General features: G+C 71.9%; 15 protein-coding genes. 8 read left to right on the top strand and 7 right to left on the bottom strand.

The genetic code is table 11. The annotated features are described in order from the left end of the window. Positions 1–16: 16 nt before the first annotated feature. Together QWI33_RS12300 and QWI33_RS12305 are read right to left on the bottom strand one after the other, a co-directional pair. Positions 17–2,893: a hypothetical protein gene (locus tag QWI33_RS12300; RefSeq protein ID WP_289957437.1), complete on the bottom strand. Its 2,877-nt coding sequence runs from the start codon at positions 2,891–2,893 to the stop codon at positions 17–19. A gap of 102 nt (positions 2,894–2,995) precedes the next feature. Further along, positions 2,996–4,360, bottom strand: coding sequence for a C40 family peptidase (locus QWI33_RS12305; RefSeq protein WP_289957438.1), 1,365 nt, complete (start codon positions 4,358–4,360; stop codon positions 2,996–2,998). 234 nt (positions 4,361–4,594) lie between these two features. On the opposite strand from QWI33_RS12305, the gene mqnE reads away from it, so the two are divergent. Genes mqnE through QWI33_RS12320 form a run of 3 tightly spaced genes read left to right on the top strand, consistent with a single transcriptional unit; the run spans position 4,595 to position 6,428 of the window. Next, positions 4,595–5,770 (top strand): aminofutalosine synthase MqnE, encoded by a 1,176-nt coding sequence (gene mqnE, locus QWI33_RS12310; protein ID WP_289957439.1) that lies wholly within the window; start codon positions 4,595–4,597, stop codon positions 5,768–5,770. Further along, on the top strand, positions 5,770–6,186 hold the full coding sequence (locus QWI33_RS12315) for a hypothetical protein (protein ID WP_289957440.1): 417 nt from the start codon (positions 5,770–5,772) through the stop codon (positions 6,184–6,186). The genes mqnE and QWI33_RS12315 overlap by 1 nt, the downstream gene beginning before the upstream one ends. After that, complete coding sequence (locus QWI33_RS12320; RefSeq protein WP_289957441.1) at positions 6,183–6,428, top strand: hypothetical protein; 246 nt, start codon at positions 6,183–6,185, stop codon at positions 6,426–6,428. Before QWI33_RS12315 ends, QWI33_RS12320 begins: the two co-directional genes overlap by 4 nt. A 52-nt stretch (positions 6,429–6,480) precedes the next feature. Here the strand turns inward: QWI33_RS12320 and QWI33_RS12325 are convergent, their stop codons facing one another. Next, entirely contained in the window at positions 6,481–7,236 is a 756-nt protein-coding gene (locus tag QWI33_RS12325; protein ID WP_289957442.1) for an oxidoreductase, read from the bottom strand. A 339-nt stretch (positions 7,237–7,575) separates the two neighbouring features. Here QWI33_RS12325 and acs point away from each other — a divergent pair, with 339 nt between their 5' ends. The 3 genes from acs (at position 7,576) to QWI33_RS12340 (ending at position 12,595) form a co-directional block, all read left to right on the top strand. Next, complete coding sequence (gene acs / locus QWI33_RS12330) at positions 7,576–9,534, top strand: acetate--CoA ligase (protein ID WP_289957443.1); 1,959 nt, start codon at positions 7,576–7,578, stop codon at positions 9,532–9,534. Positions 9,535–9,987: 453 nt separating this feature from the next. Next, the gene (locus QWI33_RS12335) at positions 9,988–10,908 is read left to right on the top strand and encodes an alpha/beta fold hydrolase (RefSeq protein ID WP_289957444.1); all 921 of its coding nucleotides are present in this window, start codon (positions 9,988–9,990) and stop codon (positions 10,906–10,908) included. A gap of 547 nt (positions 10,909–11,455) precedes the next feature. Then, on the top strand, positions 11,456–12,595 hold the full coding sequence (locus tag QWI33_RS12340; protein WP_289957445.1) for an amidohydrolase: 1,140 nt from the start codon (positions 11,456–11,458) through the stop codon (positions 12,593–12,595). A gap of 377 nt (positions 12,596–12,972) precedes the next feature. Here QWI33_RS12340 and QWI33_RS12345 read toward each other — a convergent pair whose 3' ends face one another. After that, the gene (locus QWI33_RS12345; RefSeq protein ID WP_289957446.1) at positions 12,973–13,188 is read right to left on the bottom strand and encodes a hypothetical protein; all 216 of its coding nucleotides are present in this window, start codon (positions 13,186–13,188) and stop codon (positions 12,973–12,975) included. 412 nt (positions 13,189–13,600) lie between these two features. Between QWI33_RS12345 and QWI33_RS12350 the strand changes: the two genes are divergently transcribed. Both QWI33_RS12350 and QWI33_RS12355 read left to right on the top strand, forming a co-directional pair. Next, positions 13,601–13,831 carry a hypothetical protein gene (locus QWI33_RS12350; protein WP_289957447.1) on the top strand — a complete coding sequence of 77 codons (231 nt, stop codon included), beginning with the start codon at positions 13,601–13,603 and terminating at the stop codon, positions 13,829–13,831. Positions 13,832–14,340: 509 nt separating this feature from the next. After that, positions 14,341–14,607, top strand: coding sequence for a GlsB/YeaQ/YmgE family stress response membrane protein (locus QWI33_RS12355; protein ID WP_289957448.1), 267 nt, complete (start codon positions 14,341–14,343; stop codon positions 14,605–14,607). Between the two features lie 152 nt (positions 14,608–14,759). Here the strand turns inward: QWI33_RS12355 and QWI33_RS12360 are convergent, their stop codons facing one another. From QWI33_RS12360 to QWI33_RS12370, 3 genes are read right to left on the bottom strand one after another with little or no spacing between them, the layout of a single operon-like run. Beyond that, positions 14,760–15,788 carry a FecCD family ABC transporter permease gene (locus QWI33_RS12360; protein ID WP_289957449.1) on the bottom strand — a complete coding sequence of 343 codons (1,029 nt, stop codon included), beginning with the start codon at positions 15,786–15,788 and terminating at the stop codon, positions 14,760–14,762. A gap of 1 nt (position 15,789) precedes the next feature. Continuing rightward, positions 15,790–16,791 carry a FecCD family ABC transporter permease gene (locus QWI33_RS12365; RefSeq protein ID WP_289957450.1) on the bottom strand — a complete coding sequence of 334 codons (1,002 nt, stop codon included), beginning with the start codon at positions 16,789–16,791 and terminating at the stop codon, positions 15,790–15,792. Between the two features lie 29 nt (positions 16,792–16,820). Further along, positions 16,821–17,807: an ABC transporter substrate-binding protein gene (locus QWI33_RS12370; RefSeq protein WP_289957451.1), complete on the bottom strand. Its 987-nt coding sequence runs from the start codon at positions 17,805–17,807 to the stop codon at positions 16,821–16,823. Positions 17,808–17,880: the final 73 nt, after the last annotated feature.

The raw sequence follows: 17,880 nt of genomic DNA on the forward strand, positions 1-17,880 counted from the left end.
CAGACCTGAGCCCCCGCTAGTCCTCGTGCTCCTCAGGCTTGGCGCCGTAGACCGTGGGACGCGGGAGCGGGATGTGGTCGGGCAGCTCGGAGCGGTCGAGCAGGTTCGCGACCCGGGCGCGGCCCGGCCGGAACCCGTCCGCCTCCACGACGGGCTTCGCCGTGGGCAGCTGGTGCGCCCCGGTCTTCGTCGAAGGCTCCTCGAACAGGCTGATGTCCGGCGCGTTCACGATCTTCTTGCGCGCGGCCTCGACCTCCGCCTTCGGGCCCTCCTCGGGCTCGGGCTCAGGTTCGGGCTCGGGCGCGACCGGCTCCGGCTCGTAGTCGATCGGCGCCGCGTCCGAGAACGGGCTGTCGTTGACGCGGGGAATCGGCGGAACCGGCGGCATCGGCGGGCCCGGTTCCGGGTTCGGCGGCAGCGGCTCGGGCGTCGGCAGCGGCGAAGGACCGGGACGCGGCATCGGCGGGCCGGGCTCCGGGTTGGGCGGCAGCGGTTCAGGCTGCGGCGGGGTCGGCTCGGGACGCGGCGGCGTCGGCTCCGGGCTCGGCACCGGTTCCGGCTGCGGCGCAGGCGGTGTGGGCTCGGGATGCGGCACCGGCTCGGGGCGCGGGGGCTCCGGCTGGGGCGGCGTCGGGGCCGGACCTGGCAGCGGGTCCGGCAGCGGTCCGGGCGGCGTCGGCTGCGAATCGGTCAGGATCGGCGGCTCGGCGGCCTCGAAGGAGGACGCTTCGTGCACTGTCGCCCCCGACTCCACGTCGATGCCGACCGCTCGGGCCGCATCGGGGGCGCTCTCGGGCGCCTCGGCCAGGTCCGCGCCGGGACTCGGCGCCTCGATGACCGCCGCCTCGGCGAGCACGGCGTCGAGCGCGGGCGCGATCGGCGCATCATCCTCATCGGACCCGAGACCGGGGGCGTCGGCCGGTGCGGGCGGCAGGGACTCGCCGGGGACCTCGTCGCCCAGGCCCGCCAGCGAAGCCTCTTCCGCGGCGGAGAGCTCGACGTCCTCGTCCCCCGGTTCGGGGTCGGGCAGGTCGTCCAGCGCGCCGTCATCGTCTTCGTCGATGGCCTCGACCACCGTGGGCCCGGCCGGCGCGGCGAACGCGTCGGGTGCCGCAACCGGCGGGGACGGAGGCGTGATCGTCTCGGCGACCGGCTCGGGCGATTCAGGCTCGAACGTGACCGCTTCGGGTTGCGGCTCGGGCTTGACCACCCCGGGCTCGAACGTGACCACTGCAGACTCAGGCTCGGGCGTGACCGCTTCGGGTTCGGGCACCTCGATGCCGACCGCTCGGGCCGCATCGGGGGCGCTCTCAGGCGCCTCGGCCAGATCCGCGCCGGGACTCGGCGCCTCGACGGCCGCCGCCTCCGCGAGCACCGCGTCGAGCGCGGGCGCGATCGGCGCATCGTCCTCATCGGACCCGAGACCGGGGGCGTCGGCCGGCGCGGGCGGCAGCGATTCGCCGGGCACCTCGTCGCCCAGGCCCGCCAGCGAGGCTTCCGCCTCGTCGGAGAGCTCGACGTCCTCGTCGTCGTCATCGGGGTCGGGCAGGTCCTCCCAGGCGCCGTCCTCGTCCTCTTCGACGGCCTCGACCACCGTCGGTCCCCCGGCCGGAGCGGCGGGCGCTTCGGGCTCGGAGACGCTGAAGGACATGGCCGGAGCCGCAGGCGCCTCGTCGGCGCGCGCCTCCTCGAGCGGCTGGTCCTCGTCGAAGAGCGCCTCGGCGGGCGCCGCCGGGCTCGGGATCGCCGCCGCAGGGGCGGGGACCGGTGCCGAGTAGGCCGCGCCGGGCACATTCTCGGCGGAAGGGACGCTGAAGCCGGCGGCCACCGCGGGCGGGTCCGCTTCCGGCGGGGCGGCGAGCGGCGCGGGCGGTTCCGGATCCGCGAACGGGGCCGGGGCCGCCGCGTTGGGCCTGATGCGCAGGATCTGCGTGCCGTCGGGCATGGGCTCGGGCAGGCCGGGCTGGTCGCTGCCGGAGGCGCCGAACGCGCCGGACTCGGCCGACGGCAGGCTGAACGCGCTGTTCGCGGTCGGGACCGCGAACGGCGCTCCGGTGACAGGCGAGGACGCGGGCGGCTCGGCGAACGAGGCGGCCGGTTCGGGCGGGGCCGTGAACTGCGGTTCGGGAACCGGCGGGGCCGCGTAGGCCTCCGGAACCGGCGGCGAGAACGGCGCCGAGGTCGGCGGGACGGCCGCTACCGGCGGCAGCGACTGCGCCGACTGGAACGGCGGCGCGGACGGGCCCGGCTGGTACGGCTGCGGGGCGGACGGGTGCGCCGGGTACTGCTGCTGCGGGTACGGCGGCACTGCGGCCGAACCGGAGGCCGGGCCGGGCGGCGGGTAGGCGGGCACCTGGGCCGAGCCCGAATGCGGCGTCTGGTAGCCGGGCGCGGGCGCGCCGTACTGCGGCACGGCGGCCGAGCCGTGCGCCGGCGCGGCGTGCTGCGGCGGCATCCCGGGGGGCGCGGCCTGCGGGGCCCAGCCGCCGGGGGCGCCGTAGTTCTGGGCGGGCGGCGGGTTCGCGCCCGGCTGGCCGTACTGCGGGGCCGCGTAGCCCTGGTTCGCGTAGGGGTCCGCGGTGGGCTGGTAGGCGCCGGGCGGCGCGTACTGCGGTTCGGGGACGGCCGCGGAGCCGTAGGCCTGGTTGGACGGCGGCGCATAGCCCTGCGGTGCGCCCGGGGGCGCATAGGTCGGTTCGGCCGGCGGCGGGTACTGCGGCACTGCCGCCGCGCCGTAGGCGGGAGCGGCACCGTAGGAGCCGGAAGCGCCGTAGGGTCCGGATTCGGCCGGGAAGCCGCCGAGCGGCGGCGGCAGCGGCGCCCCGCATTGCGGGCAGCGGCGCTGCCCGGACGTCAAGCGCTGGCCGCAGGAGCTACAGCTGTTTCCGTCCACGGAGCCTCCTCGGGGCTGGAGCGTCGTTCGGGCAACTCAACAACCATCGTGCCATCAACCGGTGGCGTCCCGTGCGCGCCTTCCCACTACCGTGCAATGCCCCTACGCGTCGGGATCGCGCGTCATGACGGCGGAGTCGGACCCGGACCCGGCCGGATCGGGGGTCTCCTGGCCGTCGCCGGAGGGCGTCTCCTCGCTGGGGGACTCGCTCGGCGACTCGCTCGGGGAGGGCGACTCCGAAGGCGACTCGCTCTCGCTCGGGTCCTCGCTCGGCGACTCGGTCTCGTCGTCAGGGGAGGTCGTCGGCGGACGCGGGCTCGGCGACGACGGCTTGTCGGTCGGCTTCTGCGTGGGGTTCTCGGCGTCCGGGTCGGTCTGGACGGCGTCGACCACGCGGTGCGCGCCCGCGAAGTTCTCGAACCAGATGGAGCTGATCTTGACGACGTCGCCCGTGCGGGGGGCGACGACCATCTTGCCGTCGCCCAGGTACATGCCGGTGTGGTAGACCGACCGCCAGTTGCCCGGGTCGTCCCACCAGTAGAGGAGGTCGCCGGGGAGGAGCTTCTCGGTGTCGACGGGCTTGTCGCGGGTCGCGTTGTACTGGTCGGCGGCCACGCGCGGCAGCGAGACGCCGGCGTAGGCGTACGCGGACTGGACGAGGCCGGAGCAGTCGAACGAGTCCGGGCCCTCGGCGCCCCACACGTACGGGTCGCCGAGCTGGGCCAGCGCGTACTCGACGGCCTTCTTCGCCGCGGGGGCGGCGTCCCAGCCGTCGACTTCGGACGAGAAGTCGTGGGAGTGCTGGGCGGCGGCGGCGTCGCGGGCGTCCTCGATCTCTTCGAGTTCCTCGCGGTTGTCGGCGATGAGGTCGTCGAGGGCGGCCTGGGCGCGGTCGAACTCGGCGTCGAGGACGATGTAGCGGTCCTCGGAGCGGTCGGCGGAGAGGGTCGCGGCGTCCAGAGACGCGCGGGCGACGGACTCGGCGGTGGCGGCGTCCTCGAAGTCGGCGTTGAGGCTGGGGAGGTCCCATTCGCCGCCGAGGGGGGTGAGGCCGGTGAGGTCGGGGAGCTCGGTGTCGGGCCGGCCGGCGGTGTCGGCGTAGGCCTCGCCGGCGGCGTAGTCCAGAGCGGCCTGGGCGGTCTCGAGTTCGGCGATGGTGGAGGCCCAGTCGGCCTGCGCGTCGGCCAGGCGGGTCTCGCGTTCGAGCCATTCCTCCTGGGCCGCGGTGGTCTCCTCGGCCAGGTGCGCGACATCGGCTTGGGCGGTGGCGATCTGGGTGGCGAGGGGGCCGTTCGCGTTGGCGGGGTTGGTGACCGGGGCGTCGTCCGTCGCGCTGCCGGCGGGCCGGTTGCCGTCGTCGGGGACGGTGACGCCGGGCTCGGCGAATCCGGGCAGGGCTCCGCCGAGGACGACGGCGGCCGCACCGGCGGCGGCGATCACTCGGGCACCGAACCGTGTAACGCGCATGTGAGGTGTCCTTCTGTGGGGGAGGCCACGAATACTGTACCGAAGACACGCAAGCCTCGCATCTACGGTTGCCCGCCACACGGGTGTCGTGTCGGTGAACACATCGCGCCGGGCGGCGCGTCCTCCGGGCCTCGCCGCGGGCGCGTTCACGGCCTCACATCCCGCAACGTGCGCTCCCTGCAGCGCGTCCCGGCGGGGATACCCTGGCGGAAACGCCACAACGTTGGGAGCGCCATGGACGACAACGCCGAGTTCAAGGCCGGCATCGAGGAGAAGCTCGCGGCCGGCGAGCGGCTGACCTTCGAGGACGGCGTGGGCCTCTACGAGACCGACGACCTCGCCTGGCTCGGGCGGCTCGCGCACGGGGTCCGCACCGCCAAGAACGGCGACCGGACCATGTTCAACGTCAACCGGCACCTCAACCTCACCAACGTGTGCTCCGCGTCCTGCGCGTACTGCTCGTTCCAGCGCAAGCCCGGCGAGACCGACGCGTACACGATGCGCGTCGAGCAGGCCGTGGCCCTCGCCGAGCAGATGAAGGGCGACGCGCCCACCGAGCTGCACATCGTCAACGGCCTCCACCCGACGCTCCCGTGGCGGTACTACCCGCGGGTCCTCAAGGCGCTCAAGGAGACCCTGCCGGAGGTGAACCTGAAGGCGTTCACCGCGACCGAGGTGCAGTGGTTCGAGAAGATCTCGGGCCTGGGCGCGAGCGAGATCCTCGACGAGCTCATCGAAGCGGGCCTGGAGTCGCTCACCGGCGGCGGCGCGGAGATCTTCGACTGGGAGATCCGCCAGCACATCGTCGACCACGCCTGCCACTGGGAGGACTGGTCGCGCATCCACCGCCTCGCCCACCAGAAGGGCCTGCGCACCCCGGCCACGATGCTGTACGGCCACATCGAGGAGCCCCGCCACCGCGTCGACCACGTGCTGCGCCTGCGCGAGCTGCAGGACGAGACCGGCGGCTTCGCCGTGTTCATCCCGCTGCGCTACCAGCACGACTTCCACGACTCCAAGGACGGGAAGATCCGCAACAAGCTGCAGGCGCGCACCACGATGGCGAGCCCCGCCGAGTCGCTGAAGGTCTTCGCGGTCTCGCGGCTGCTGCTCGACAACTTCGACCACGTGAAGTGCTTCTGGGTCATGCACGGCCTCGACGTCGCGCAGCTCTCGCTGTCCTTCGGCGCCGACGACCTCGACGGCTCGGTCGTGGAGTACAAGATCACGCACGACGCCGACGAGTACGGCACGCCCGACAAGATGGGCCGCGAGGACCTCCTCGAGCTCATCCGCGACGCCGGGTTCCAGCCCGTCGAGCGCAACACCCGCTACGAGGTCGTGCGCGAGTACGAAGGGCCGCAGACGATCGGCGAGCGGCGGGCCGAGCCGCAGTCGGTGAAGTTCTAGTGGCGCAAGGCAAGCAGCCGGAGCGGGAGCGCCCGAAGGTGGAGACCCTCGGGCAGCTCCTGGGCACGGCCCTGGCGTACTTCGTGATGGGCGCGGTCGTCCTGGTCGTCATCGACCTGGTGTTCGTCCTGCCGACCGGGCGCGGCTTCGGCCAGACCTCCGGCTGGATCGCGGCCCTGCCCACGGTGTGGGTGTACACCGAGCAGTTCCGGCGCTACGCGGGCGCGGCCCGCTGGGGCCTCATGCTCGTCGGCGTCCTGCTGGGCCTCGCCGCCGGGTTCGCGGTCGCGATCATCGCGCCGGTCGCATGGCCGCCGATGCTCACCGGCGGCCTGGGCGGCCTCGCCGCCGCACTCGTGTACGGCCCGCTGTGGTTCGCGGGCATCAAGACGTTCGGAGAGGAGCGGGTCGCATGAACCCGATCGCCAAGTACTTCCTGAGCCGCGCGGCCATCCTCGCGGCCGTCGCCGTCCCGCTGATGTTCTTCCTCAACGTGCTGAACGCGCTCGCGATCGGCCTGCTCGTGTCGATGGCCGTCGGGTTCACGCTGCTGCGGCGCCAGCAGCTGGCCATGATCGACCACATCGACGCGGGCGCGAAGCGCCGCCAGGAGGAGAAGCAGCGCCTGCGCGCCGAACTCGCAGGCGACGACGCGTAACACCTGCCGGTGATCGGGCCGGTCGTCGACCGGCCCGTCAGCCCGCAAGGCCCTAGCCGGCGTCCTTCATCAGCTCCGTGCAGATCTGCAGGGTCTCCCCCGCGCCCGCGGTGAGGGCCTTGCCGTAGTGCTTCAGCCATGACCGGACGCCGTCCGGCGTGCCCGTGGACCAGGCGCGCTGCGCGCCCACGTACTCGGGCGCGCGCTCCAGGTGCCCGGCGTCCACCGTGATGAGCAGGTTCGGGTCGAGCCCCTTGCTGGCCAGCGCGAGCCGCGCGGCGGCGCGGGCGACCACGTTGTTGGCCACCGGGAAGGGGCGCACCGCGAGCAGCTCGCCGTGCACGACGGCGGCGGCCATCGCGGCCGGGATCTCCTTGGTGGGGTTGGTGATCAGCGCGCACAAGGCGTTGATGCGGTTCATCCCCGAGTCGTCCACCTCGATGCGGCCGGGCTCGAAGTCGACGCCGGCGTCGGGGAACTCCTTGGTCGCGAGGGTGTGCAGCTTCGCGAGCACGTAGCGGGGCGAGACCGGCCACATCGGGGCGAGGCCGGGCAGGGCCTCCACGACGCGCAGGACGCCGCTGACGGCGGGGTCGTCGAAGTCCCGGTCGCGCAGGCGCTCCACGTCGCAGTCGTACCCGTCGAGGGCCAGCGTCGCGGACGCGGAATGCAGGGCCACTTCCGCCGCTACGAGCTCGTCGCCGCCGCGGAGGGCCTCGTGCCACAGCATCCGGTCCACGTTGGCTCTGGCGTTCTCAAGGGCGTCGGCGACCTCGGAGAGTTCGAGGAGAGGCGCGAGAGGATCCACGGGCGGAACCTTACCTTTTGGGCGGAGCGCGCAAACGGCGCACTGGGCGGGCTAGAGGGCAGTCACAGGACGGTGTCGCGTCCAGGATCGTGCACCGGTCCGACGATACCTCCCGAATCGGCGCCGCAAGGCCCCCGATGGGAGCGGGTGGAGGGCCCTGGGACCCTTCGCGGACCGCCCGCCGACCGCCCGCGGGCCGTTCGGCGAGGGGTGGTCCCAGATGCCGGTGCCGCAGCGGCCGCCCGTATTCGTGTCGGGTTCGTCGCGCTAGTGTTGCCGGACATAGACCCGCCTCACAGTCGCGCAGTGGCGCGTATGTCTGTAAGGAGCGAAATACCCGTGGCATCAACCCCGCAAGAGACGCTTGCCAATCTGCTCTCGGAGGACCGGACGTTCCCGCCGTCCCCCGAGTTCGCCGCACAGGCGAACGTCACCGCGGCCGCTTACGAAGAGGCCGCGGCCGACCGCCTGGCGTTCTGGGAGCAGCAGGCGCGCCGGCTCGACTGGTCGAAGGACTGGGACCGGGTCCTGGACTGGGACACCCCCCCGTTCGCGAAGTGGTTCACCGGGGGCGAGCTGAACGTCGCGGCGAACTGCCTCGACCGGCACGTGGACGCCGGGCTCGGCGACCGGGTCGCGATCCACTTCGAGGGCGAGCCCGGCGACAGCCGCGCCGTCACGTACGCGGAGCTGCTCGACGAGGTCAAACGCGCCGCGAACACCCTCACCGGCCTCGGTGTGGGCCCGGGCGACCGGGTCGTCATCTACATGCCGATGATCCCCGAGGCCGCCGTGGCGATGCTGGCGTGCGCGCGCATCGGCGCCCCGCACTCGGTCGTGTTCGGCGGCTTCAGCGTCGACGCGCTGTCCAGCCGCATCGACGACGCGGGCGCGAAGCTCGTGATCTGCGCCGACGGCGGCTTCCGCAAGGGCAAGCCGCTGGCGCTCAAGCCGACCGTGGACGCTTCCCTGGAGCGGTGCCCGTCGGTGGAGAAGGTCCTGGTGGTCACCCGCACCGGCCAGGACGTCGAGTGGACCGACAAGGACGTCCGCTGGGAGGAGACCGTCGGGACGGCCTCCAACGAGCACGAGGCGCAGGCGTTCGACGCCGAGCACCCGCTGTTCATCCTCTACACGTCAGGGACCACGGGCAAGCCGAAGGGCATCCTGCACACCTCGGGCGGGTACCTGACGCAGGCGTCGTACACGCACCACGCGGTGTTCGACCTCAAGCCGGAGACCGACGTGTACTGGTGCACCGCCGACATCGGCTGGGTCACCGGGCACTCGTACATCGTCTACGGGCCCATGTCGAACGGCGCCACGCAGGTCATGTACGAGGGCACCCCGGACACGCCGCACACCGGGCGGCTCTGGGAGATCGTGGAGAAGTACAAGGTCACGACCCTCTACACGGCGCCGACCGCGATCCGCACGTTCATGAAGTGGGGCGACGACGTACCGGCCAAGTACGACCTGTCGAGCCTCAAGCTGCTCGGGTCGGTCGGCGAGCCGATCAACCCCGAGGCGTGGATGTGGTACCGCGAGCACATCGGCGGCGGCACGTGCCCGGTCGTGGACACGTGGTGGCAGACCGAGACCGGCGCGATCATGGTCTCGCCGCTGCCGGGCGTCACCTCGACCAAGCCCGGCTCGGCCCAGCGGTCGCTGCCGGGGATCAACGTGGACGTCGTGGACGAGCAGGCCGAGTCGGTGCCGAACGGCGGGGGCGGCTACCTCGCGATCCGCGAGCCGTGGCCGTCGATGCTGCGCACGATCTGGGGCGACGACCAGCGGTTCATCGACACGTACTGGTCGCGCCTGGGCGGGCTGTACTTCGCCGGCGACGGCGCGAAGAAGGACGACGACGGCGACCTGTGGCTGCTCGGCCGCGTGGACGACATCATGCTCGTGAGCGGGCACAACATCTCCACGACGGAGGTCGAGAGCGCGCTGGTGAGCCACGAGACCGTGGCCGAGGCCGCGGTCGTCGGGGCTTCGGACCCGGTGACGGGCCAGGGCATCGTCGCGTTCGTGATCCTGCGCGGCGGGCAGGACTCGAGCCCTGAGCACCTCGCGGAGCTGCGTAAGCACGTCGCGAACACGCTGGGGCCGATCGCCAAGCCGCGGCAGGTGATCGTGGTCGCCGAGCTGCCGAAGACGCGCTCGGGCAAGATCATGCGGCGGCTGCTGCGCGACATCGCCGAGGACCGCGAGATCGGCGACGTGACCACGCTCGCCGACAGCGCGGTGATGAGCCGCATCAAGGTCGGCCTGCAGAGCGGCAAGGAAGACTAGAACGACGAGCGAAGCGAATTGCCGAGGCGGTCGACCGCCTCGGCAATTCGCGTTTCTAGAGTCAGGTCCCGCATCGCCGCGACCACAGCCCGCCGTGGCCGCTCTGCCCTCGGCACTTCGCGTTCCCCGAATCAGATCCCGCATCAGCGCGACCACAGCCCGCCGTACACAGCCCGCCGCGCCCGCTCTGCCCTCGGCACTTCACATTCCGCGAGTCAGATCCCGCATCGCAACGATCACAGCCCGCCGTGCCCGCTCACTTCGGGCCGCTTCGCACCCCGCCTCCCCCGGAACCGCTTCGCAACCCGCCGGATGATGCCGCCGTCCCGCGTGCCGCACTCCCCCACCTCACGTGACCGCCCACCTCACGTGACCGCCCACCTCACGTGACCGCGCGCCTCCTCACCGCCTCCGGGGCTCGCCCGGCGGGCGATGACCTCGTACGCTGAGCGCGTGACCCGCAAGACCTTCGCCGACAGCGCCGCCATCAAGCAAGGCCCCTGGACCCACCGGCACATCGACGCCAACGGCTCGCGCTTCCACGTCGTTGAAGCCGGCGAGGGCCCGCTCATCCTGCTGCTCCACGGCTTCCCCGAGTTCTGGTGGGCCTGGCGCCACCAGATCCCCGCCCTCGCCGACGCCGGCTTCCGCGTCGTGGCCATCGACCTGCGCGGCTACGGCGCCTCGGACAAGCCCCCGCGCGGCTACGACGCCTACACGATGGCCGCCGACGTCGTAGGGCTCGTGCGCGCCCTCGGCGAACGCGAGGCCACCGTCGTCGGCCACGACCTCGGCGGCATCCTCGGCTTCGCCGCCGCCGCGTTCCACCCCCGCCAGTTCAAGTCCCTGGTCGTCATCGGCGCAGCCCACCCCCTGCGCCAGCGCGCCGCGCTGGCGGTCGACCCGAAGGGGCAGATGGCGGCCTCCCGGCACCTGTTCGCCTTCCAGATGCCCCGCTACGAGCACAAGCTGACCGATTGGGACGCAAGGAAGGTCGCCGACCTCATGTACGCGTGGTCCGGTCCGGGCTGGCGCGGCAGCCGCGATTTCCAGGAGTACGTGCGGGCCTGCCGCGACGTCATCCAGATCCCGCAGGCGGCGTTCTGTGCGCTGGAGGCCTTCCGGTGGCCGTTCCGCACCGCGATCGGCCTGGCCGGGCGGCGGTTCGTGAAGCTCCTCCAGCGTCCGACGCCAGTTCCCACGCTCCAACTGCACGGCGCGCTCGACTCCTGCGTCCTGCCGCGCACAGCTCAGGGTTCGGGCCGGTACGTGCACGGACGCTACGAGTGGAAGCTCCTCGACGGCATCGGCCACTTCCCGCAGCAAGAGGCCCCGGAGACGATCACGAAAGAGATCATCCGCTGGGCGAGCTGACCCCGTCGCCATACACCGTATTCCGTACTTAGTACGTCGTACGCCGCACGCCGGCACTGACAACGAGGCGGCTTCGTACGCAGTACGTCGTACCTCGTACATCGTTGCGCCGCAACGTACGAAGTGCAACGTGCGCCGTACACCGTACACCGTATTCCGTACCTAGTACGTCGTACGCCGCACGCCAGTAGTGGCGCCGAGGCGGCTTCGTACGCAGTACGCCGTACGCCGTACGTCATTGCCCGGCGACGTACGAAGTGCAGCGAGCGCCGTTCACCATTGCGCGGCAATGAACCTCCGTACGCCGTACAACATGCGGCATACAAAGTGCGGCGTACAACGTACAGCGCATTATGTACGCGGTACGGCAATCGTCCCGCAGATCTCGCTCATCATGGGCCCTACTCCGAGCTCGACGACCGGGTGCTCACCGAGGAGCCCTCCACGAAACCGCCAACACGCTAGCCGCGCGGCTAGCGCATCGGGCAGGATGGGGCGGGGCCGTCGCCCCATCGACCAACCGACGAGCCACCTGGAAGGCGGGTCAATGTCCGAGGCCACATTCGCGCTGCGAGGCGCGACGATCGTCCCCATCACCGCAGCGCACATCGAGCACGGCGTCATCCTCATCGAGAACGGCCGCATCAGCGCCGTCGGCGGCGCGGACCTCCCTGTGCCCGAAGGCGTCCCCGTCGAGGACGCGACGGGCAAGTGGATCGTGCCAGGCCTGATCGACGCGCACACGCACCTGGGCGTCCACGAAGTCGCCGAAGGCTGGGCGGGGAACGACACCAACGAGATGACCGATCCGAACACCGCGTACGTGCGGGCGTTGGACGGCATCAACCCCACCGAGCCGGGTTTCGCCGAGGCGTTGCAGGGCGGCGTGCTGGCGGTGAACGTGAACCCGGGTTCGGGCAACGTGATCGGCGGCGAGACCGTCGCGATCAAGACCGTGGGCCGCTTTGTGGACGAGATGGTGCTGCGGTCGCCCTCGGGCGTGAAGTCGGCGCTCGGCGAGAACCCGAAGCGGGTTTACGGTGAGCAGAAGAAGACGCCGTCGACGCGGCTCGGCACGGCCGGCGTGCTGCGGAAGGCGTTCGTGGAGGCCGAGAACTACCGCGCCGCGGACGACCCCGCCCGCGACCTCACGCTCGAGGTGCTCGTGAAAGTCCTCGAACGCGAGATCCCGTGGCGCCAGCACTGCCATCGCGCCGACGACATCGCCACCGCGCTGCGGGTGGCCGAGGAGTTCGGGTACGACCTGGTGCTTGACCACGGGACCGAAGCGCATCTGCTCGCGGACGTGATCGCGGAGCGGGGGATTCCGGTGATCTTCGGGCCGCTGCTGTGCTCGCGCTCGAAGGTGGAGACGGTGAACCGGTGGCCCGAGAACGCCGCGAAGCTCGCGGCGGCGGGCGTCGAGCTCGCGATCACCACCGACCATCCGGTGGTCCCGATCGAGCACTTGGTCATTCAGGTGATGCTGGCGGTCAAGGCCGGACTCGACCGCGATACGGCGCTGCGGTCGGTGACGATCAACCCGGCGAAGATCATGGGCGTCGACGACCGCCTGGGCTCCCTTGAGGCGGGCAAGGACGCCGACTTCTGCATCTGGTCGGGCGACCCGCTCGACATCTACTCGAAGGTGGAGCGGGCCTACATCGACGGCGAGCAGGTCGCGTAGCACTCGCATTCCGGGCGCCAGCCTTCAAAACGGGCACCGATAGGCCCCCGACATCAAGGGTGACATAGGAGTACGACACCACGAGCCGATCGAGACTCGGGCCCGAGGCAGCGGTGCTGTGGAGGTCCGGAGCGGCGGCGCTGCGGAGGCTGGTCCGCCGCCCCGGACGCCCCGGACGACTCGGACGCGACTCAGGGCCGGACGACTCGGACGCGACTCAGGGCCGGACGACTCGGACGCGACTCAGGGCCGGACGACTCGGACGCGACTCAGGGCCGGACGACTCGGACGCGACTCAGGGCCGGACGACTCGGACGCGACTCAGGGCCGGGAGGCGCGCTTCGCGGCTCGCCTCCCGGCCCTGTGCCGTGCGTCGATCAGGCTGCCCGCCGGACCTCGGCCCGGGTCGGGAGCGCCGGCTCGGAGGCCGCCCGCAGGTCGCGGGCGATGAGGCCGCGCCGTGCAGCGGTGAAGCCGCCGGTGATCCGACTGAACAGCGTGGGGCGGTCGTCGGGGACGACGGGCGCGTCGGGCAGTGCCGAGCGAGCCTCGGAGCCGACCAGCTGAATTGCGAGGATTGCGTAAGCGTCCATTTGGGTGTTCCTTCCGGGCGGTGATGCGAGAAGCGTGCCGCGCCGGTGCGGCGGTGAGGCCCGCCCCGCGTATGGGTGCGACCGGGGTGGATTCCCGGCGCCGCGGGCGGTTCCGGGGCCTCGGCCACTACTCTGACCGGCCCTTGTCACCGGCTCATTACGCCTCAGGAAACCCTCGGACAAGTCCGGTGAACAGCAGGGTGCCGATCATGCCTCAGGTCACACCCGTTGCACGCCAGCGGCGGCCACGTCGTCCACTTCAGCGCGATCGCCGACCGCCGCTCTCGTGGAGGACTCCAACGCCCCCGACGTGGTGATCGGCGCCCCCGGCAGGACGGCGCCGACGTGTCAGCGCCGCGATGCCGGGTAACCGCCGAACGAGCAACGCACGGCGATCGAAGGGAGCACGCGCATGGCCACCGAAGAGACCGGTCACGTGACCGGCACGCCCGACAAGGACTACAACATCATCTGGTTCGTCGAGGCGTGCCTGAGCGACGCACTGCGGCTGGAGACCTACATCGCCGACGCCGAACGCGCCAACGACACCGAGCTGGCGGAGTTCTTCAAGCGCGCGCAAGGCGCGAGCCGCAAGGGTGCCGAGGAAGGCAAGGCCCTGCTGGAGCAGCGGCTCAACGGCTGACCGCGGGCAGCGTCCGCAGCTCCGAGGATTCGGACTGCGGGATCGCTCTGTTCACAGCCGCCGGCCGCGGGGTCCGGCGGCACGGCGGCACGGCGGCACGGCGGCACGGCGGCACGGCGGCACGGCGGCACGGCGAGCAGGAGCCTCCCTTCGCGGCCGAGCCGGGTCCCTCGCGGACCTCGACGAACAGCGAAGCCCATAAGTGATCGTCAGGACATACATCAATTGGCGCCGATATGGGTACCCGTAGTCCAGACAGGAGGCGCCGCCGGCGAAGCCCGAGGCAACGTCGGACCGTCCACCGGAAAGGAGACCGGTATGCGCTGGCTCGTAAGAAACGTGGCCCTGGCAGCGACCATGGCGGTGCTGCAATACGCGGTACGAGAGGTCATGCGCCGTCGCAGCGGCCGCTCGCGTTCCGCTACGGCGCACTAGGACCCGCAGTAGCACCAGAGCTCCATCGGCCGGGACATCCCCCCGGCCGGATTCGAACGACACAGGAGGACCTCATGATCGGATTCATCGTCGCAGGGCTCATCATCGGCGCGCTCGCCCGCCTCATCAAGCCGGGCAAGCAGCGACTCGGCCTGCTCGCAACGCTCATCCTGGGCCTGGTCGGCTCGGTCATCGGCGGCACCATCGCGAACCTGCTCGGCACCGGAGACATCTGGGAGCTGAACGTCCTCGGCTTCGTGATGGCCGTGATCGCCTCGATCCTGCTCATCGGCATCGCCGAGGGCATCGCCCAGAACCGCCGCCACCACCCCGCGCACTAGCGCCGGACCGCGGCCCGAGCGCTGCGGGGATCAGGACGCATAGGCGGCTGCAGTACGCCGCCGTCGCACCGGGCGGGTCCTTCGGGACCCGCCCGGTTCTCGTCTGCCCGGAGTCCGACGCCCAGAGAGCGCCGGTCCGCGCGGATCGAAGGTCAGCGCAGGTCTGAACGCCGTGCGGCCGAGATGAGCACCCAGGCGATGTAGGGGGCGCCGAAGACGCCGGTGACCACACCGGTGGAGACCGGCCAGGGGAGGGCGTGCTGGGCGAGCAGGTCGGCGGTCTGCAGGAGCACCGCGCCCATGAGCGCGGATGCCGCGATGCTCTGCCCGGCCCGGCGCAGGAGGAGGCGGGCCAAGGGGCCCGCGAGCATGGCGATGAAGGCGATCGGGCCCGCCGCCGCGGTGGCGACGGCCACGAGGACCACGCCGATGCCCAGCACCGCGACGCGGTCGCGTTGCGTGCGGGAGCCGAGCACCCGCGCCGTCGCGTCGCCCAGTTCCAGCGCCCGCAGCACCCGGGAGGCGTAGACGCCCGCGGGAACGAACAGCGCCATGGTGACCGCGAGCAGGATGAGCGCCGCCGGCGACGCCATGCCGACCGAACCGATGAGCCACGTGAGCGCCTCGCGCGCGTCGCGCATCTCGGCCCGGGCGACCAGGTAGGACGTGATCGACTGCGCGAAGGTGGCCACGCCGACGCCGACGAGGATGAACCGGTAGGCGGACACGCCTCTGCGCCAAGCGAACAGATAGATGAGCGCGGCGGTCAGCGCGCCGCCGGCGAGGGCGGCGGTCGGCAGCAGCAGGGCGCTCGAGGCGCCGAAGACGATGGCGGCCACGGTGGCCGTGCCCGCGCCCGCGGCGACGCCTAGGAAGTCCGGCGATGCGAGCGGATTGCCCAGTACGCGTTGGAAGAGCGTGCCCGCCCCGCCCAGTGCGAGTCCGATGAGGAGTGCCGCACCGGCCCGCGGCAGGCGCAGTTCGCGGACGATGAACACCGTCGACGGCTCCCCGGTGCCGGCGAGTCCCATGAGGACCTCCCCGGGCGGGAGCAGGTCGGCGCCGATCGCGATGGCGAGCCAGAACAGGCCGATGGCGGCGAGGGCGAGTCCCGCCACGACCAGCCGGATGCGGCGGCGGGCGGACACGCGCTGCCCGCTCACGGTGAGGACGGCGGCCATCTCAGAGTTCCACCAGGTTGCGGTAGCGGACGAGCAGGACGAAGGCGGGGGCGCCGAGCACGCCGATGACGACGCCGACCGGGATCTCGCCGCCGGGGAGCATGAGGCGGCCGACGATGTCGGCGCCCAGGAGGAGCGCCGGACCGAGCACCGCCGAGTACGCGAGGATCCACCGGTAGTCCGGTCCGGTGATCAGCCGCGCCGCGTGCGGGACCATCAGTCCCACGAACACGATCGGCCCGCAGGCGGCGGTCGCCGCGCCGCACAGGACCGCGACCACGGCGAACAGGCCGGCCCGGGCCGCTCCGGTGCGCAGGCCGAGCCCGCGGGCGAGGTCCTCGCCCAGGGAGAGCAGGTTCAGGACCCGCCCGGTGCACAGGGCGACGATGAGGCCGACGACGAGGAACGGCGCGACCTGCTCCAGCACCGGGAAGTACCGGCCGCCGAGCGCGCCGACCTGCCACATCCGCAGCTCTTCGAGCGCGTCCGGATCGGCGAGGACGAGCGCTGAGGTGACCGAGCCGCACAGCGCGGTGATGCAGACGCCGGCCAGCGCGAGCTTGACCGGTGTCGCGCCTTCTCGGCCGACCGCGGCGATCGCGTACACGGCGACGGTGGTGGCGCCCGCGCCGAGGAACGCGAACCAGACCGAGCCGCTCACCGGCATGGAGCCGAAGACGAACGCGGAGGTCACGACGGCGACGGCCGCGCCGGCGTTGATGCCGAGGACGCCGGCGTCGGCGAGCGGGTTGCGGGCCAGGCTCTGGAGGATCGCGCCGCTGACCGCGAGGGCCGCGCCGACCCCGATCGCGATGAGGGTCCGGGGCAGGCGCATCTCGCGGATGACCGTGGCGTCGGCGCTCGGGGTCGGATCGGTGATGACCTGCAGGACTTCGAACGGCGCGATGTCGCGCGAGCCGAGGGTGAGGCTCAGGAGGGCGAGGAGGACGAGCCCGCCGGTCGCGGCGAGCAGGACGACCGCCCGCACCGATGAGCGCGCCATCGATGCGGGCGGGGCCGTCGCTGCCGCGGTCACTCTTGGACGAGGTTCTCGTCGGCGCTGCGGATCACCTCGGCGAGGCGGGTGAGCTCGGCGGCGTAGTCGCTGTAGGTGTGGAGCCAGTACCCGGGCCATGTCGTGGTCTGGCCGGCGGCGTAGGCGGTGATGCTGGACGAGATGGGCGCGGCGGCGAGGGTCTCCTCGTTGCCGGGGTGCCAGCGGTCGTCGAACAGGAGCAGGTCGGGCTGGTACTTGTCGGCGTTCTCCATGCTGAGGGTCTCCCAGTACGGGAAGTCGGGGTCGGGGGTGTCGGGGTTGATGACGTTGAGGCCCCACTGCTGGAAGTCGAGCAGTTCGGGGGCGTGCTCGGGCACGGCGATCGCGTAGCTGGTGTCGTAGGGGCTGACGGCCAGCGCGGTGAGGCCGGGCTTCTCGGCGGTGGCGGCCTGGAAGTCGGCCAGGGCGGCTTCGAATGCGGTGCGGGATTCGGCGATCTGGCCGGGGTCGGCGCCGAGGGTCTCGGCGAGTTCGGCGTACCCCTCGATCAGGTCCACGACGGAGTCGCTCTGGGCGGGGCCGACGACGGGGGCGAGTTCGGCGAGCTTCTTGCTCTCCTCTTCGACCCCGTCTTCGAGGCCGCTGTAGGCGCCTTCGACGGGCCACCAGTCGCCGACGATGAGGTCGGGCTGCAGTTCGGCCGCGGCGGCGACGTCGATCTTGCCCCATTCCTCGCCGAGGATCTCGATGCCCGAGAAGTCGACGCCGCGGAGGGCGACGTCCTCGTCGACCGGGTTGCTGGCCCAGATGCCCACGGGCTTGATCCCGAACTCCATGAGGGCTTTCGCGGAGGAGGCTTCGGCGATGATGCGGGTGGGGACCTCGGAGGCGGTGTAGGTCTCGCCGTCGCCGGAGGTGTAGGACCAGGCGACTGCGTCGCCGTCGGCTCCGGAGTCGGAGGCTGAGCAGCCGGAGAGCAGCAGTGCCGCTGCGGCTGTCGCGGCGAACAGGGGGCGACGCATGGGGATTTCCTTCCGGCCAAGTTAGCTTAGGCATACCTTATATGAAGGAAATTCTCGTGATCATCGCCGTGCG

Source organism: Glycomyces tritici (genome assembly GCF_030403505.1).

Excerpts from the sequence above, each read along its gene's own strand:
- QWI33_RS12370 (WP_289957451.1), bottom strand. The coding sequence starts at position 17,807 with ATGCGTCGCCCCCTGTTCGCCGCGACAGCCGCAGCGGCACTGCTGCTC.
- QWI33_RS12365 (WP_289957450.1), bottom strand. The coding sequence starts at position 16,791 with ATGGCGCGCTCATCGGTGCGGGCGGTCGTCCTGCTCGCCGCGACCGGC.
- QWI33_RS12340 (WP_289957445.1), top strand. The coding sequence starts at position 11,456 with ATGTCCGAGGCCACATTCGCGCTGCGAGGCGCGACGATCGTCCCCATC.
- QWI33_RS12360 (WP_289957449.1), bottom strand. The coding sequence starts at position 15,788 with ATGGCCGCCGTCCTCACCGTGAGCGGGCAGCGCGTGTCCGCCCGCCGC.
- QWI33_RS12305 (WP_289957438.1), bottom strand. The coding sequence starts at position 4,360 with ATGCGCGTTACACGGTTCGGTGCCCGAGTGATCGCCGCCGCCGGTGCG.
- QWI33_RS12320 (WP_289957441.1), top strand. The coding sequence starts at position 6,183 with ATGAACCCGATCGCCAAGTACTTCCTGAGCCGCGCGGCCATCCTCGCG.
- QWI33_RS12355 (WP_289957448.1), top strand. The coding sequence starts at position 14,341 with ATGATCGGATTCATCGTCGCAGGGCTCATCATCGGCGCGCTCGCCCGC.
- QWI33_RS12350 (WP_289957447.1), top strand. The coding sequence starts at position 13,601 with ATGGCCACCGAAGAGACCGGTCACGTGACCGGCACGCCCGACAAGGAC.
- QWI33_RS12345 (WP_289957446.1), bottom strand. The coding sequence starts at position 13,188 with ATGGACGCTTACGCAATCCTCGCAATTCAGCTGGTCGGCTCCGAGGCT.
- mqnE (WP_289957439.1), top strand. The coding sequence starts at position 4,595 with ATGGACGACAACGCCGAGTTCAAGGCCGGCATCGAGGAGAAGCTCGCG.